The organism is Kitasatospora sp. NPDC028055 (assembly GCF_040637885.1).
In the GTDB taxonomy this organism is placed as follows: Bacteria; Actinomycetota; Actinomycetes; order Streptomycetales; family Streptomycetaceae; genus Kitasatospora.
Map to the genome: position 1 here is coordinate 96,474 of NZ_JBEZXE010000010.1, position 15,707 is coordinate 112,180.

Sequence of the window (15,707 nt, forward strand, 5' to 3'; positions counted from 1 at the left end):
TGGCGAGTGCAGCGCGCTTCATGCCCTCCACGGTAGCAGCACCCGGACGTTCGTGTTGATCTTTATGGGAGAGCTCACATCAGCAGGGCGCAGCCGCGCTCGGCGAGCGCCTCCCGCACGCGCTCCGTCACCTGGACGTCGTTCCACCGCAGGTCGAGCTTCTCCAACGCGGGCAGCGCGGCCGGGTCGGCCAGCCAGTCGGGCAGTGCGGTGATCCCGTTGCTGCGCAGGTCGATCCGGCGCAGCCGCGGCAGTCCGGCCAGGACGGCGGGCAGCTCGGCGAGGGCGTTCTCCCGCAGTTCCAGCTCGCGCAGTTCGGAGAGCAGTCCGAAGGAGGCCGGGAGGGCGGTCAACTCGTTGCCGCGCAGCCAGAGTTCGCGCAGCTCGCCGAGGGCGCCGATGGACTCCGGCAGGGCGGTGAGCCGGTTGTGCTGGGCGCGCAGTTCGACCAGCTCGGTCATCTTGCCGACGGCGAACGGGAGTTCGGTGAGCTTGTTCTCGCCGACGTTGAGGTAGCGGAGTTCGGTGAGCTTCCCGATGTCGTCCGGCAGGACGGTCAGCTGGTTGTCGTGCAGGTAGAGGAAGTCCCGGAGCCAGGTGAGCCGGGTCAGTTCGGCGGGCACCTCGGTGAACAGGTTGTGGCCGAGGTCGAGGGTGCGCAGCCGCATCAACCGGCTGATGCCGGGCGGGAGTTCGGAGAGCGCGCCTTCGGCGAGGATGAGCACGGTCAGGTCGTTGCGGTCCCACACCGCGCTGAGCACCTCGGCGGCCACCGGGCCGAGCGGCTGCCGCCAGAGGTTGAGCGTCATGTCTGTCACATCCGCCATTGTCCGCCTCCGCTACTCCGGCGTGGGCACGAACCGCACTTCGGCGCGGGTCAGGGTCCGGCCGTCGCCGGCCGGCGGGAGCTGGACGAGTTCCACGGTGGCGGCGGTGAGGTCCGAGGTAGCCGGGCCGGGCGGCAGCAGAACCTGCAGGTGGTAGTCGCAGGTGCTGCCGTCCGGGACGTCCACCCGGTACTCCGTCGCGCCTGGTCCGACCGGGTGCCCGGCGGCGGTCAGGTCCGCCAGCGCGGGCACCAGCTGCTTGAGGAAGCCGACCCCGGCTCCGGCCGGCGTCGTGACGCGCAGTGCGAGGTCGCGGCCGCGGGCCCGACGGCTGCCCTGGACGATCCCGGTGAGTTCGCGCCGCATCACGGCGGCCGCCTCGGGCGTGTCGGGCAGCCGGACGAGGTCGAGGGTGCCGGCCAGTGCCGCGGAGACGGCGCGGCCCTGGGCGACCTCCCAGTACGTGCCGATGCCGCGGACGTGGCAGCGGAAGCGGCCCGCGCAGGAGGCGAGCACGGCCGCGAGTTCGGCCGGCTCCTCGGCGTCGTCCCGTCCGTCCATCAGGAGCACGGCGGTGCGGTCGGCGTCCTGGTGCCCGGCGAGCAGTTGGTCGGCCAGCCGGATCCACCTCCCGAAGGCGGCCGCGCGCAGCGGCGCCAGCCCGCCGAGCGCGGCGCGGGCCTCGGCCTTGGTCGCGGGGGTGGCGCGGACCAGGCGCCTGGTGTCCGGGTAGAGCATCCGCGCGTACTCGGAGCCCTCGACGATGCCGAACCGGACCTCGTCGTCCAGGGTGTCGACGGCGGCCGCCACCGCGTCGGTCACGGCGCGGAAGTCCGCCGGTGAGAGGCCCTCGGAGAGGCCGACCAGGAACACCACGGCCTGCGGCGCCGCGACCACCGCGTGCGCCGGGTCGAGCGCGGCGCCGTGCACGGTCAGGATCGCGTCCACCTCGGTCGTGTCCGGCGGCTGGTACTCGTTCTGGAACACCTCGATCCGGTACCCGGGGCCGGTGGGTGCGGCGGAAGCTGCGGGCGGGCCAGGGGCCGGGACCGGGACCGGGACCGGGACCGGGACCGGGACCGGGACCGGGACCGGAGCACCCGGGGCGAGCAGCGCCCTGAGCCGGTCGGCCACCTCCCCGGCGAAGCGCGGCCGGTCCGCCGGGTCCTTGGCGAGCAGCTCCGCGACCAGCCCGTCCAGCGCCTCCGGCACGTCCGGGCGCCGCTCGGCCAGTCGTGGCGGCGGGGTCCGCAGGTGGTCCTGCAGCACCGCCCAGACGTCCCGGCGGCCGGGGAACGGCGGCTTCCCGGTGAGCAGCGCGAGCAGCACGCAGCCCAGCGCGTACAGGTCGGACCGCTCGTCCACCTGCCGGCCCCGGCACTGCTCGGGGGACATGTAGTCCGGGGTGCCCATGACGACGCCGGAGCGGGTCAGGCCGGTGGCCGAGCGGAGGTAGCCGGCGAGGCCGAAGTCGCAGACCTTGACCCGGCCGTCCGGAAGCAGCATCAGGTTGGCGGGTTTGACGTCCCGGTGGACGATGCCGGCCCGGTGGGCGCAGGACAGCGCCTCGGCGGTCTGCGCGGCCAGCTCGACCGCCCGGCGCACCGGCAGCGGTCCGTCCTCCCGCAGGACGGTGCGCAGGTCCCGGCCGTGCAGCAGCTCCATCACCAGGAACAGCTGACCGTCCTGCTCGCCGTTGTCGAAGACCTGGACCAGGCCGGGGTGCTGGAGCCCCGCGGCCACCCGGGCCTCGCGGTGGAAGCGGGCCACCGCCTCCCCGTCCTCGTCCGGGTCGAGGCCCCGGGGCAGGAACTTCACCGCCACCCGCCGGGCGAGCCTGACGTCCTCGGCGAGCCACACCTCCCCCATGCCGCCGCGCCCCAGCGGCGCCGCGAGGCGGTACCGGCCGTCGACCAGCCCTCCGGCCACGTTCACACGCGCTCCCCTCCCCCTGAAACCTGACACCCGACACCTGGCACCTGGCACCTGGCACCTTCACCTGACACCTGACGTGCTCCGCCCGGCCCGGAGCACCATTGTGTCGGCCCGCCCGGCCGCCGGTGCAGCGGCGTTGCCAGGCAGCGAAGTCGGGAGTCCCCGTTTGCGCCCCGCCGGTCCCGGCGCTGGCCTACGATGCCGACTGCCGGCGCTTCCGGCGTCCAGGGGGAGGGTGCGTGCCCGCGATCCATGAACAGTACTCGGAGGAACTCCGCGCGGAGTTCGACTACCTGTCCAGCTGGCTGCCCAACACCCACCTCGAACTCGGCGACGTCGGCCGCCTGCACCGGGACCGGTTCGAGCGGCTGACCTCGCTCGCCGAACTCGGCATCGGATTCGCGGTGCGGGAGCGCGAGCGGGGCGTGGACCTGGACTACAGCTCGGCCGCCGAGGTCGCCGTCTCGACGGATGCCGAGGGCGGGCCGCTCGCCCGCATCGCGGTGTCGTTCAGCCGCCGGCACGGCATCGTCTTCCAGGCGCGGTCGTGCCGGATCAGCGAGATCGCCGACCGCGAGGCGCTCGGGCGGCGCGTGCTCGACCTGGCGGCGGCCGGGCGGTGGCCGGGCACCCAGGTCGTGGTCACCGAAGTGGTCGCCACCGGCCCCGCCGTGATCCTCGTCTCCCAGCAGCAGGGCGCCAGCATCGACCTCTCCGCCTCCGCGGAGGCGCTCTCGGGGACGATCCCGCTCGCCTCCGCGTCCGCGGGGCTGAGCATCGTCGGGTCCAAGGGCGTCGGCGTGAAGGTGATCGCCCCGGACGGCCTCACGCCCCTGTTCCGGGTGTCCGGCGTGCGTCCCCGGCTGTTCGGCCGCAAGGAGTTCGGCGGCCGCGGCCCGGCCGGGGGCACTCCCGGGAGCACGCCTGGGAGCCCGGTCGGCGGGAGCCCGGTCGGGAGCCCGGTCGGCGGGACGGCGGCAGATAGGGCGGCCGAGACCAGGACGGCCGAGAGTCATGTGTTCGCGGAACTCACCTACGAGGACGTCGGAGCATGAGATGACCGCTCACCTCTGGTACGAGCTCGAAGCAGCCGTCAGCGCCGGGGACTCGGCGCTGCTGGACCGGCTCTGCCGGCTCCACGGGGACCAGCTGCGCGCCGACTTCCCCGCCCGGTTCACCGTACCGGCGGAGCTCCGCCACGACCCGGCCGCGGTGCAGCGGTACGGACGGGCGTCGTTCGCGGTCGCCGAGCGCCTGGGCGTCCCGCTGCCCGGCGTCGCCGTCTCGGAGACCCTCAACCGGACCCTCGCCCAGTGCGAGGAGCTCTCCCAGCAGGGCGGGCACGAGCAGGCACTCGCGCTGCTGACCGGGCTCCTGTCGAGCGGGCAGGTACTGTCCAGGCCGCCCGAGGTGGGACAGGCCACCTGCTACGAGTGGATGGGCGGACTGGCCCGCCGGCTGTCCCGGCACCAGCAGGCCTGGCAGTACACCAGCACGGCCCAGGAGCTGTGCCACCGGATGCAGGACGCCGAGGGCTGCCTGCGCCACCTCGCCACCATGCACGGCATCGCCGAGGAGACGGGCGCGCATCCCGACGCGCTCGCCGTCGCCGGCATGGCCGTGCACCACGTCCAGGAGCACGGACCGGTCACCCTGCTGCCGCCCTGGCTCGCCAGCTACACCGAGGCACTGCGCCGAGCGGAAGGCCCCGGTCAGGTGGGAGAGTTCGCGAAGGCCGCGGAACGCTACGCCCGGGAAATCCTCGGCTCGGACCCGGCCGCGCTCTCCAGGACGCTGAACCAACTCGCCGTCACCCTGCACAGGGCAGGGCACGACGCGGCGGCCCGGGCGCTGTTGGAGGAAGCGGTCGAACTGCGGCGCCGAAGGGCGTGAGCGGGTGCGGTCGAGAGGCACGGTGTGAAGCGCGGATGCCGGACATCGACCTGGGGATCACCCTCGCCAACCTGGGCAAGCTGTTGGCCCTCGACGGCGATCCGCGCGCCGAGGCCGTGCTGACCGAAGCGGTCGAACTCCTCACGGCGGTCGGCCCCTCGGCCGCCGCGCACCTCGCCGAGGCGCGCGGCAACCTCGCCGCCTACCACCAGCTCCACGGCGACCCCGCCGTCGCCCGGTCGATCTACCGGGAACTGGCGGCGGAGGCGGCGCCCTCCGCCGTCATGTTGCGCAACTTCGCCGCCCTGGAGCAGGAGAACGGCCGCTCCCCGAGCAGGCGGATGCTCTTCGAACTCGCGCACGACGCCCGCCCGCAGGCCGGAGGAGAACCGGACGACCCCGATGTGACGTTCCGGACGCTGATCGAGCAGGCCTCCGAGGAGGACCGCCTGGGCAACGCCGCCCGGGCCCTCGAACTGGCGCTCCAGGCCGCCGAGGTGGCCCGGGCCCGCCCCCGCCCCTCACCTCTCAGGGCGGCGGTGGCCCTGGTCGCGACGGCCCGGTACGGCCTGGAGGTCCCGGACGAGCACCTGGACGCGGCACTCACGGCGGCCGCCGACGACCCGGAGACCACACCGGAACTGCTGCGTTCGCTGCGGACCGGCATCGGACAGCGGTGTCGCCGGCAAGGACGCCTCGCCCGGGCGTTGGCGTACGCCCGGGCCGCCGCAGCGCACCTCACCCCCGAGACGGCCACCGAGGACCAGCTCACCACCTTCGACCTCCTCGCCCTGGTGCACCACTCCCTGGGCGAACGGGAACGGGCGGAACAGCTCTACCGTGCCGTGATCGCCCGCAGGCACCAACTGGCGGACCCCAACCGGGTGGCGATGACCGACTCGCTGTTCAGCCTCGGGATGCTCTGCCTCGAAACCGGGAGGTCCGGCGAGGCCGCCGCCCTGCTGCGGGAGCAGTTCGACATCGAGGACGCCCACCTGGCCGAGGTCTTCGCCGCCTCCTCCGAGGTGCAACGGCTCGCCTACGCCCGGACCCTCCTCAGCAGACTGGACACCTTCGTCGTCGTCCTGTTCGCCGCCACCGGCTTGGAGCCGGGCGCGGAGCTGCTGGAGCTCCTGGCGAACGCCGTACTGCGGCGCAAGGCCGTCGTCGCGGAGGCCGTGGCCCGCGACCGCGCGATGCTGTCCAACGGCCCGGAGCCTCGGATCGCGGCCGTCGCCACCGAACTCCGCGCCGTGCGACACGAGTTGCGGCGTCTGACGCTCGACGGCGACTCCCTGCGGCCGAACGCGGGCCGGCGCGTCCAGGACCTCAGGGCACGGCAGGGCCGGCTGGAGATGCTGCTCGCCGACCGGCTCTCTCACCCCGGCGCCGGCCCCAAGCCCGACTCCGGCACTGGCCCCTACCCCGGTTCCGACCCCGACCCCGGCGGCACCCGGGCGGCCCTGCCGACCTGGCAGGCGGTGACCGCCGCCCTCCCGCCCGGTACCGCGCTCGTCGAGTACTACCGGGCGGAGATGGGCGACGAAGCCGCCGTACTGAGCCTGGTGTTCACACCGGGGTCACCGCCCCGGCTCTTCGCCCACGACACCGCCGACGCACTGGACGAGGGCGTCCGACGCTGGCGTGAGCTCCTCCGGCACCAGGACGCCGGGGAACGGGCGTTGGGCCTGGAACTCCACCGGGTGCTGATCCAGCGGATCGACGCCGCCCTGACCGGGGTCCACCGGCTGCTCATCTCGCCGGACGGGAGCCTCAACCTCCTTCCCTTCGCCGCCCTCCCCTCGCCCGACGGCAGCCGGCTGTTGGACGCGTTCGAGATCGGTTTCCTGACCACCGGCCGGGACCTGCTGCGCGGCCGCTACGGGCCCCGCCCCGCGCCGCCGGTCGTGTTCGCCGATATCGACTACGGATCCGGCGGCACCGCGCTCGACGGGGGCCCGTTCGCACCACTGCCGGAGACCGGGGCCGAAGGACGGTGGATCGCCGACCACATCGGCGCCGAGCTGCACACCGGCCCGAACGCCTCGGCCTCCCGGCTGCGCGCGGCCCGGAGTCCGCTGATCCTCCACCTGGCGACGCACGGCTACGCCCTGGCCGAACCGCTGCGCCCGGCCGGTACCCGACGACCGGGCGCGGGACCGGGGCCCGACTCACCGAGCGGCCCACCTCCCGACCCAACGGGCACCCCCGACCCGGCGGGCACCCCCGTTCCGACGGGCACTCCCGATCCGATGGGCACCCCCGACGCGGCGCGCACCCCGGGCCCTGCCGTGGACCCGCTCCTCTGCACCGGTCTGGCCCTGGCGGGTGCGAACACCTTCCTTGCCGGGCAGAAGCCGGCCGACAGCCTGGGAACCGGCGTCCTCACCGCCTCCGACGTCTACGACCTCAACCTGCTCGGCACCGAGTTGGTCGTGCTCTCCGCCTGTGTCACCGGCCTCGGCTCCTACCACCCGGGCGAGGGCGTGTTCGGCCTCCGCCGCACCTTCGAGATCGCCGGCGCCCGGTCCGTCCTGGTGAGCATCTGGGACGTTCCCAGCGAGCCGACGGTGCAGTTGATGTGCGAGTTCTACCGCGCGCTGCGTCGCGGGGCCTCCAGGACCGCGGCACTGCGCCGGGCCCAACAGGCCGTACGGCGCCGCTTCCCGGAGCCCGTCGCGTGGGCGCCCTTCGCGCTCTTCGGCGACCCCGCACCGCTTCCGTGGTGAGGACGCGCGACGGTCACCGCGTCAGTCGCGACCCGCTCAGCCGAGCTTCGGCCGGACCTCACCCCCGCCCTGGTTCTTGCCGCAGAGGGCCTCCTCCAGGAAGCCGCCCTGCGCGACGAGTTGCTGCACCGCCTGTGCCTGGTCACCCCTGGACGTCACGGACATCGCGACCTGCCGGTCCCCCTTGCTCCACAGCTGGGAGGCGAACCCGGGCATCCCGCCGTCATGCCCGTACACCGGCCCGCAGGACAGTTCCAGCCGGGCCAGCCCGAGGCCGTACGACAGGCCCACGGGCCCGCCGTCGGACTGCGCCGGGATGGTGGTCGTCATCTGCCGCATCAGCTCGGGCGACAGCAACCGCCCGCCCAGCAGGGCCCGTTCGAAGCGGTTCAGGTCGGACAGGGTGGATATCAGCTCGCCCGCGGAGTTCGCCCACGTGACGCTCTCCACCGTGACGTCCCGGTCGCTGCGGTCCTCCGGGGCCGGGCCCTCGGCAAGCGTCCAGTAGCCGTGGGCGTGCGGGCCCCGGATGTCGGTGGCCCTACCGGGGAAGTACGTTCCAGTCATCCCGAGCGGCCGCAGGATGCGTGCGGTGATCTCCTGGGCGTAGGTGCGGCCGGTCACCCTTTCGATGATCATGCCGAGCAGGGTGTAGTTGACGTTGGAGTAGCTGAACCTGGCCCCCGGCGGGAAGTTGGGCGCGTGCGCCACCGAGGCGGCCACCACCTGGGCCGGGGTGATGCTGCGGGTCAGCCCGCCCTGGTCGAGCCAGTTCCGGATCTCGCCCGGATCCGTGGTGTGCGGGAACAGCCCGCCCGGCTCGTTGGTCGGATCCCACAGGCCGGAGCTGTGGTTGAGCAGCTGACGGACGGTGATCCGCCCGCCGTTCGGGACCATCCCCGGCAGGTGGCGCTCCACCGGGTCGTCCAGACCGAGCCGGCCCTCCCCCACCAGCTGCAGCACCGTGGTGGCGGTGAACGTCTTGGTGATGCTCCCGGCGCGGAACCGGCCGTCCACGCGCACCGGGGCGCCGGTCGCGAGGTCGGCGACGCCCGTGCCCGCGCGCCAGACGCCGTTCTCGTCGCTGACCTCGGCGATGGCCGCGGCCGCCCCGGCGTCGGTCACCGCTTTCAGCGCCGCCGTCCGCGCGGCATCCTCGGACACGACGGCGGCAGGCGGCTCGACGGCCCCCGCCGAGACCACCGGCCCGGCCAGCGCCAGACAGACCGCCGCTACCACCACCATCACGGGACCCGAACCCGTACGACGTACCATGCGACCCCCTCGTCCACGGCGGGCCCCCGCCCGCCTCCAAGTCCACAGCCTCGCCCCTGAGGTGATGATCCGTCATCCTCCACCGGGAGGAATCGGTCGTACTCCCACCACCGTAGACGCTGCGCCGAACGGAGGAGCCGACCGGCCCCCGCCCCAGCCCAGGAGCCCGGGCGTCAGGCCCCCCGGACGTCAGAGCCCCGGCATCGGGCGGACCGGGTGCTTGCTCATGATCGACACCCGGTTGAAGGAGTTGATCGTGATCGCCACCCAGATCGCCGCCGAAAGCTCCTCCTCGGTGAACACCTCCCGCGCCAGCCCGTACGCGGCCGCCTGGAGGGCGGCGTCCGCCGGGTTCGTGGTCGCCTCCGCCAGGGCCAGCGCCGCACGCTCCCGGGCGGTGAACAGCTCGGTGTCCCGCCAGGCCGGGAGCACGCCCAGGCGCTGGGTGGTCTCGCCCTCGCGCAGCGCGGCCCGGGTGTGCACGTGCAGGCAGTAGGCGCAGCCGTTGATCTGGGAGACCCGCAGGTTGACCAGTTCCACCAGCCGCCGGTCCAGCCCGGCCTCGGCCGCGACCTCCTTGGTCGCCTCGGCGGCGGCGAGCAGCGCCTTGTAGGCCTTGGGGCTCTGCTTGTCGATGAACACCCGCCGCTCCGCCGGATCCACCGTCACTTCAGCACTCACCTGGACTCCTCGACTCCCACTGCGATCATTGGCTCGCTGCCGTTCGACACTCTGCCATGCCATAATAGTTGAATCTAGAACTACCCAGCAGTCGACACCGCCCGGCCGACATCGCCAGGTCGGCATCACCCGGCCGACACCATCCAGGGAGGGACCACCGCCGTGAGCACCGCCGAGACCGAGCCGCGCCCCGCCGCCGTGCCGCAGGACCAGCAGGACCCGTACGTCGAGGTGCTGTCCCCCCGGGACGTCCCGCTCGGCGGACCGCGCGCGATGACCGTCCGCCGCACCCTGCCGCACCGCTCCCGCCGCCTGATCGGCGCCTGGTGCTTCGTCGACCACTACGGACCCGACGACGTCGCCCGCACCGGCGGCATGGACGTCGCCCCGCACCCCCACACCGGCCTGCAGACCGTCAGCTGGCTCTTCTCCGGCGAGATCGAGCACCGGGACAGTCTCGGCGTCCACGCCTTCGTCCGCCCGGGCGAACTCAACCTGATGACCTCCGGCCACGGCATCTGCCACTCCGAGGTCTCCACCCCCGCGACCACCGTGCTGCACGGCGTCCAGCTCTGGGTCGTGCTGCCCGACGAACACCGCTACACCGCGCGGGACTTCCACCATCACGTCCCCGAACCCGTCGCCCTGGACGGCGCCGAGGTCCGCGTCTTCCTCGGCACCCTGGCCGGCCGCACCTCCCCCGTCCCCACCTTCACCCCGCTGCTCGGCGCCGAACTCACCCTCGCCCCGCACGCCACCGTCACCCTGGCCGTCGACCCGGCCTTCGAGCACGGCGTCCTCGTCGACCACGGCGAGGTCCGCCTCGCCGCCACCGACCTCCACCCGGGCGACCTCGGCTACCTCGCCCCCGGCACCACCACCCTGCCCCTCACCAACACCGCCGACGCCCCGGCCCGCCTCGTCCTCCTCGGCGGCACCCCGTTCGAGGAGCAGATCGTCATGTGGTGGAACTTCATCGCCCGATCCGGCGAGGAGATCGCACAGGCACGAAGCGACTGGGAGAAGGGCTCCCGGTTCGGCGAAGTGCACGGCTACGACGGCGACCGACTGCCCGCCCCGGAGCTGCCGTCGATCCCCTTGAAGGCCCGGGGTCGAGTGCGCTGACCTGCGGCGATGCCCCTCGCAGTGGTCTGCGAAGCCTTCCTGGCGGTGGACGTGTCCGGAGTGATCCGGGATCGGCGCGAGCTGATGCCGGCCGCCCGGCGGGGTGCCCCGACGGAGCGGCATTCAGGGTTTGTCGAATCTCAGGTGTGACTGTCTGCGGCAGGGCCTGGTCGGATCGCCCGCGACCGACCCACGCCGCCAGGCCCCACGCCGCCGAACCGGCAGCCCGCCCGATTCCCTCGACACCACGACCTCCTCGGTGCTCAGGGGACGAGTCGAACGTTGTCCGGGCCGGACAGTGGAGCCTCGCCTGGGTGGGCGATCCGTACCGGGGTGTGCGAACCCGGTGCGGAGCGGGGGATGACTCCGGCGTTCCTACCCACGTGTTCGAACGCGATCAGGACCTGCTCCAGTTGCGCATCGGTGTGTGCGGCGGTCAGGGTGACTCGCAGTACCTCGCGGCCGGCCCTGACGATCGGGTGGACCATGGGCGCGGTGAACACCCCTGCCGTGCACAACTCCTGCCACATGCGCAGGCACCGCTCGCGGCCCGTCACGAGGACCGGCACCACTGGTGTGACGGACGCACCGGTGTCAAATCCGAGCGCCCGCAAGCCGTTGTGCAGCCGCTCGGCGAGATCCAGCACGCGGATACGTCGCTGGGGTTCGGCCTGAAGGATCGTCAGCGCGGCCAGCGCGGCGGCGACGTTGGCCGGTGACGCGGCCGCGGTGAACATCGCCGTACGCGCGTGGAACCGCAGGTAGCGGATCACGTCGGCGGGCCCGGCGATCACCCCGCCCACCGAGGCCAGGCTCTTGGACAAGGCGCTGGTGACGAGATCGGGGCGGAGCCCGAAGTGTTCCCCCGCGCCGGCCCCGGTCTGGCCGAGCACCCCCAGGTCGTGCGAACTGTCGACGACGACCCGTGCCCGGTAGGAGTCCGCCAGTTTCATCAGCCCGGGCAGGTCGCAGAGGTCCCCCTCCGCCGAGAAAACCCCGTCCGTGAAGATGATCTTTCCGCCGTCAATGCCGGTGTCGTCGGAGGCCTGAAGCAGCTCCTCCAGATGATCCAGGTTGCCGTGCAGAAATTTCCTTTCCTTGGCTCTGCCGAGAGCGACGGCCTCGCCCAGTGAGACATGGTTGAAGAAATCGCTGAAGACCACGTCGCTGTCCGTGAGCAGCGGAGCCAGCATCAAATTTGCCTGATAACCGGACGGAAGGACGGCGGCCGCTTCCTGGCCCATGAACTCCGCCAGTCGGCTCTCCAGCTCCTCGTGCAGTTCCAGCGTGCCGCTCCCGGCGCGTGACCCGCCCAGCGAGGTGCCGAAGCGTCGCACCGCCGCGACAGCGGCCTCGCGCACCCGGGGGTCGGCGGAAAGCCCCAGGTAGTCGTGGGAGGCGGCGATGATCACCCGGCGCCCCTCGAATTCCGCCTCCGTGCCGTCGAACGTGTCGCCGATCGTGCGGAAGTAGCAGTCTCGCCCGGTCCGCCGCAGATGCTCCTCGGTCCACGGTCGGCACTTTTCCAGAATGTCCATCTTTACTTTCTCCGGTCGCTCGTGTGTTGCATTGTTCTCTTTGGGTAGTTCGTTCCCATTGAGGATGGTACTTTGGGGCGTCTTCTGCACCATCCATGAGACGGAGAAGAAGTGTCATACGATGAACTGAAAATTGTTCTTGTTTCTCTCGGGATTTCCGAGGATGACATCAGCCCGGATGCCACGCGCGAGGAAGTCGGCCTGGATTCCATCGCCGTCGTCGAGCTGGCTCTGGTTCTCCGCCGCGAGAACGGAGTGGCGGTGACGGAGGAGGAGATCAGCGCCACCCGCACCGTCGCGGATGTCGCCGCCCTCGTCGGAGCCCGGTGACCTCCGCGTGACCGCTCGACAGGATGCATGCGTCACGGGCGTCGGCCTGGTGACCCCGGCCGGCGATGGGCGGGCCTCCGGCTGGGAGCGGGTCTGCAAGGGCCTGCCGACCGCCGTACTGCAGCTCGAACAGGAGACGGTTCCGACTCATCTGGTCTGCCGCGTGGGCGGCTTCGACCCAACCCGGCTCGGTCGGGCACGGGCCCGCAAGCCCGACCGCTGCGCACAGCTGGCGCTGCTCGCCGCGCGCGAGGCGCTGACCGACGCCGGACTGGACCCGGCGCGGTGGGACGGCGCGCGCGTCGCGGTGATCGTGGGTTCGAGCGCAGGCGGAGCCCAGACCCTGGAGGCCGAGCACCGAGCGCTGATGGAAGCCGGCCCGCAGAACATGTCGCCGTTCGCCGTGCCGACCTCCCTGAGTAACACCGTCGCTGCCCAGCTGACCATCGAGTTCGGGGCCCGGGGAGCCAGCTGCACGGTCAACACCGCCTGCGCGTCGGGCGCGACCGCCATCGGCACGGCGCTGGACCTGCTGGCCCTGGACCGCTGCGACATCGCTCTGGCCGGCGGCGCCGACGCGCCCATCACCCCGTTCTACGTCGCGGGATTCGACCGGATCGGCGCCCTGTCCCACCGCTTCGAGGATCCCGCCGGAGCACTGCGCGCCTTCGAGAGACAGCGGGACGGATTCGTCATCGGCGAAGGAGCCGGGATGCTCGTTCTGGAGCGCACCGCCGACGCCCGAGCCCGTGGGGCGCGGGCCCGCGCCCGGATCAGGGGCTTCGGAGCGTCCTCGGACGCGCACCACGTGGTGAAGCCCCACCCGGACGGCTCCGGCCTCGCGGCGGCCGTCCGCGAGGCACTCGCGCAGGCCGACGCCACCGCCCAGGACGTCGCGCACGTCAACGCCCATGGCACCGGCACCCCGGTCGGCGACCGGGTGGAGGCCGCCGTATTGACCAGCCTCTTCCCGCACCGCCCGCCGGTGACGTCCACCAAGCCGGTGACCGGGCATCTGCTGGGCGCGGCGGGGGCGGTGGAGGCGGCGCTCACCGTCCTCACCGTCGAGCACGGCCTCATTCCGCCCACCGCCAATCTGGAAGACCCCGATCCGGAGATCGACCTCGACATCCCCACCGAGTGCCGCCCGGGGAGCCTACGACTGGCACTGTCCTTGTCCATGGGCTTCGGCGGGCAGAATGCCGTCCTCGCCGTCACCCCCGACTGATGCCGGCTGCCCGGAACAGGGCCGGTCGGCTCCGTACGACGTGACGGTGAAGTCGTCGGCCAGGTGGGGCAAGGCCAGAAGCCTGTGCGGAAGATGCCGAAGCAGGCCCGCCACCAGCTTGTAGCGCAGGCTCGGTACGCAGACGACCGGCGGGCGGCGCCGGTGGATGGCCCGCACCGCGAGCTCGGCCACGTACGGCGACGCAAGGGTGAGCGACGGAGGGGACGGCGGGATGCCGGCGCGCTCATGGAACTCCGAGGTGGTGTGCCCCAGTACCAGGGCGGTCAGCGCGACCGGCGAGGTGCGGATACGGCGCGAGTAGGCCAGCGACTCGGTCAGTGCCACGCCGTACGCCTTCGACGCGCCGTACGAAGTGCCCTGCCAGACGGGCCCGGTGGCGGCCACCGAGGACACGTTCAGGATCCGCCCGTGGCCGCGCCGGAGCATTCCGGGGAGCGCGGCGTGAAGGAGCCGGGACGGTGCGACGACGTTGAGGTCGAGCATGCGCCGCTCCTCCGCCCACGTCGTGCGTTCGAAGGACATGCCCAGGCCCGCACCGGCGTTGTTGACCAGGATGTCGGCATCGCGCGCCGCTGCTGCCGCGCGCTCCAGGCCGGCCGTCGTGGTCAGGTCGGCGGGCAGCGGACGTGCCCTGATCCCGTGGGCGGCTTCCAGGGTGGCCGCGAGGCGGTCCAGGGGTTCGGCGCTGCGGGCGACCAGCACGAGATGATGGCCGCGGGCGGCGAGGGCGCGGGCGATGTCCGCGCCGATGCCGTAACTTGCACCGGTGACCAGGGCCGTTGACCCCTCCGCGCCTTTCATTCGTTGCCCTTCACCGGTGTCGGCATCTCTCGCCACAGCCGCTCGACGGCGTCCGCCCACAAGGCGGCAAGGTCACCGATGTCAACCAGCGCACTGTCGAGGGTGAAGCTCACGACTACCTGTTGTCGGTAGGAGACGAACGACGCCGCGAAGAGGTGTTCGCCGTGCAGGAACAGCGTGGGTACCACCTTCTCGATGGGATCCGCTCCCACCGCCAGGCGGCGTGGCACGCGCAGCAGTCCGGAACTGTCCACCGCGCTGCTCGCGGCGCAGGACTGCCGGACGAAGCGATAGACGAGCCACTCCGGAAGGAGCTCCAACTGCGCTCGGAGCACCCGGCGCATCCCCTCGGTCCTCACGCGTCTGGTCGCGTTCGCCACGGCGATCACCCGGTCGACGGGGGACTCCGCCCAGAAGGACAGCGGAATGCGGACGGCCGAGACCCTGTTGCCCACCGCATACCGTTCCTCCGGGTAGCGGAGGCTGATGGGCATTCCCACGTGGAGCTCACGCCCGGGTGCGGGGCGAGCCGGCCAGTCCTCGGGTACCCACCGGCGCACCGCCTCCGCCAGTGCGGCGAGGCAGACATCGTTGGGTGTGGCCCCCAGGGCTCCCGCGACCTCGCGCGGCCAGGACACCGGCACGGCCGCCGACAGCAGCCGCGCTCGGCCGGTCAAGGGGCGGTGCGGCGACCACGTCAAGGTGGACCGGAGGCCACGAACGGAATCGACCGCGTTCTGGGCCACCGCCCGCGCCGGAATCCGCTCCGACCACGTGCGCGGGATCCGGTTCGCCCGGGTACGAGGGCCGGCGGGTGCCTCGGCGCGAGGCTGCCGGGGAGAGAGGGCCGGACCCACCCCGAAGAGAGCCGTCAGCGCGTCCAACACCGCCTGCCCGTCCTGGGCGGCGTGGTGGGCACGGTAGAAGAGCGCGTACGTGTCACTGGAGTAGCCGTGGATGAGCCAGACCTCCCAGCGCGGGGCGTCGGCGGGGATCGGCCTACTCGACAGCGTCTCCACGGTCCGGTCGAGAGAGTCGAGGCCGTCCTCGGTGCGGATCTCGTGCACATGGCGACGCGGGTCGAAGCCGGGGTCGAGTTCCCAGACCGTCCGGCGCCCCTGCTTGCCGACCTTGCAGGCAAGGGTCGGCATACGGTCGACGCGGCCGGCGATCTGCTCCCGTACCCGGCTCAGACTCGGGTGCGAGCCGGTCGCATGCATGACCACGCCGACATAGGGCCGGAACCGGGGCTGTTCCCTCTCGTAGGTGAGGAAGCAGCCGTCGACCGGGTTCGGGCTGGGGACTGTCGTGGTCACGGGGCCGT

The 15,707-nt window shown here is 72.5% G+C and carries 13 protein-coding genes; 6 read left to right on the forward strand and 7 right to left on the reverse strand.

The features are described 5' to 3' along the window. Positions 1-74 precede the first annotated feature (74 nt). Positions 75-809, reverse strand: a complete 735-nt coding sequence (locus tag AB0F71_RS14155; RefSeq protein WP_360232878.1) for a leucine-rich repeat domain-containing protein — start codon at positions 807-809, stop codon at positions 75-77. A 30-nt stretch (positions 810-839) separates the two neighbouring features. After that, entirely contained in the window at positions 840-2,762 is a 1,923-nt protein-coding gene (locus AB0F71_RS14160; RefSeq protein WP_360232629.1) for a serine/threonine-protein kinase, read from the reverse strand. A 239-nt stretch (positions 2,763-3,001) separates the two neighbouring features. Here AB0F71_RS14160 and AB0F71_RS14165 point away from each other — a divergent pair, with 239 nt between their 5' ends. The 3 genes from AB0F71_RS14165 to AB0F71_RS14175 are packed head-to-tail and all read left to right on the forward strand — an operon-like array spanning position 3,002 to position 7,384. Next, positions 3,002-3,817: a hypothetical protein gene (locus tag AB0F71_RS14165; protein WP_360232632.1), complete on the forward strand. Its 816-nt coding sequence runs from the start codon at positions 3,002-3,004 to the stop codon at positions 3,815-3,817. A gap of 1 nt (position 3,818) precedes the next feature. Continuing rightward, positions 3,819-4,655, forward strand: coding sequence for a hypothetical protein (locus AB0F71_RS14170; protein WP_360232635.1), 837 nt, complete (start codon positions 3,819-3,821; stop codon positions 4,653-4,655). A gap of 35 nt (positions 4,656-4,690) precedes the next feature. Beyond that, entirely contained in the window at positions 4,691-7,384 is a 2,694-nt protein-coding gene (locus AB0F71_RS14175) for a CHAT domain-containing tetratricopeptide repeat protein (RefSeq protein WP_360232638.1), read from the forward strand. Between the two features lie 36 nt (positions 7,385-7,420). On the opposite strand, the gene AB0F71_RS14180 is transcribed toward AB0F71_RS14175, so the two are convergent. After that, on the reverse strand, positions 7,421-8,629 hold the full coding sequence (locus tag AB0F71_RS14180) for a serine hydrolase domain-containing protein (RefSeq protein WP_360232641.1): 1,209 nt from the start codon (positions 8,627-8,629) through the stop codon (positions 7,421-7,423). A gap of 219 nt (positions 8,630-8,848) precedes the next feature. Continuing rightward, positions 8,849-9,340 (reverse strand): carboxymuconolactone decarboxylase family protein, encoded by a 492-nt coding sequence (locus tag AB0F71_RS14185; RefSeq protein ID WP_360232644.1) that lies wholly within the window; start codon positions 9,338-9,340, stop codon positions 8,849-8,851. Positions 9,341-9,613: 273 nt separating this feature from the next. Between AB0F71_RS14185 and AB0F71_RS14190 the strand changes: the two genes are divergently transcribed. Next, complete coding sequence (locus AB0F71_RS14190; RefSeq protein ID WP_360232881.1) at positions 9,614-10,465, forward strand: pirin family protein; 852 nt, start codon at positions 9,614-9,616, stop codon at positions 10,463-10,465. A gap of 263 nt (positions 10,466-10,728) precedes the next feature. On the opposite strand, the gene AB0F71_RS14195 is transcribed toward AB0F71_RS14190, so the two are convergent. Beyond that, on the reverse strand, positions 10,729-12,003 hold the full coding sequence (locus tag AB0F71_RS14195) for a pyridoxal phosphate-dependent aminotransferase family protein (protein WP_360232647.1): 1,275 nt from the start codon (positions 12,001-12,003) through the stop codon (positions 10,729-10,731). A 111-nt stretch (positions 12,004-12,114) separates the two neighbouring features. On the opposite strand from AB0F71_RS14195, the gene AB0F71_RS14200 reads away from it, so the two are divergent. Continuing rightward, a complete protein-coding gene (locus AB0F71_RS14200) occupies positions 12,115-12,333 on the forward strand; it encodes an acyl carrier protein (RefSeq protein ID WP_360232650.1) in 219 nt (72 codons plus the stop codon). A 7-nt stretch (positions 12,334-12,340) separates the two neighbouring features. After that, complete coding sequence (locus AB0F71_RS14205) at positions 12,341-13,561, forward strand: beta-ketoacyl-[acyl-carrier-protein] synthase family protein (protein WP_360232653.1); 1,221 nt, start codon at positions 12,341-12,343, stop codon at positions 13,559-13,561. Here AB0F71_RS14205 and AB0F71_RS14210 read toward each other — a convergent pair. Both AB0F71_RS14210 and AB0F71_RS14215 read right to left on the reverse strand, forming a co-directional pair. Next, on the reverse strand, positions 13,490-14,419 hold the full coding sequence (locus AB0F71_RS14210; RefSeq protein ID WP_360232656.1) for an SDR family NAD(P)-dependent oxidoreductase: 930 nt from the start codon (positions 14,417-14,419) through the stop codon (positions 13,490-13,492). The genes AB0F71_RS14205 and AB0F71_RS14210 overlap by 72 nt on opposite strands. Continuing rightward, complete coding sequence (locus AB0F71_RS14215) at positions 14,380-15,699, reverse strand: wax ester/triacylglycerol synthase domain-containing protein (protein WP_360232659.1); 1,320 nt, start codon at positions 15,697-15,699, stop codon at positions 14,380-14,382. Before AB0F71_RS14215 ends, AB0F71_RS14210 begins: the two co-directional genes overlap by 40 nt. Between the last annotated feature and the right edge of the window lie 8 nt (positions 15,700-15,707).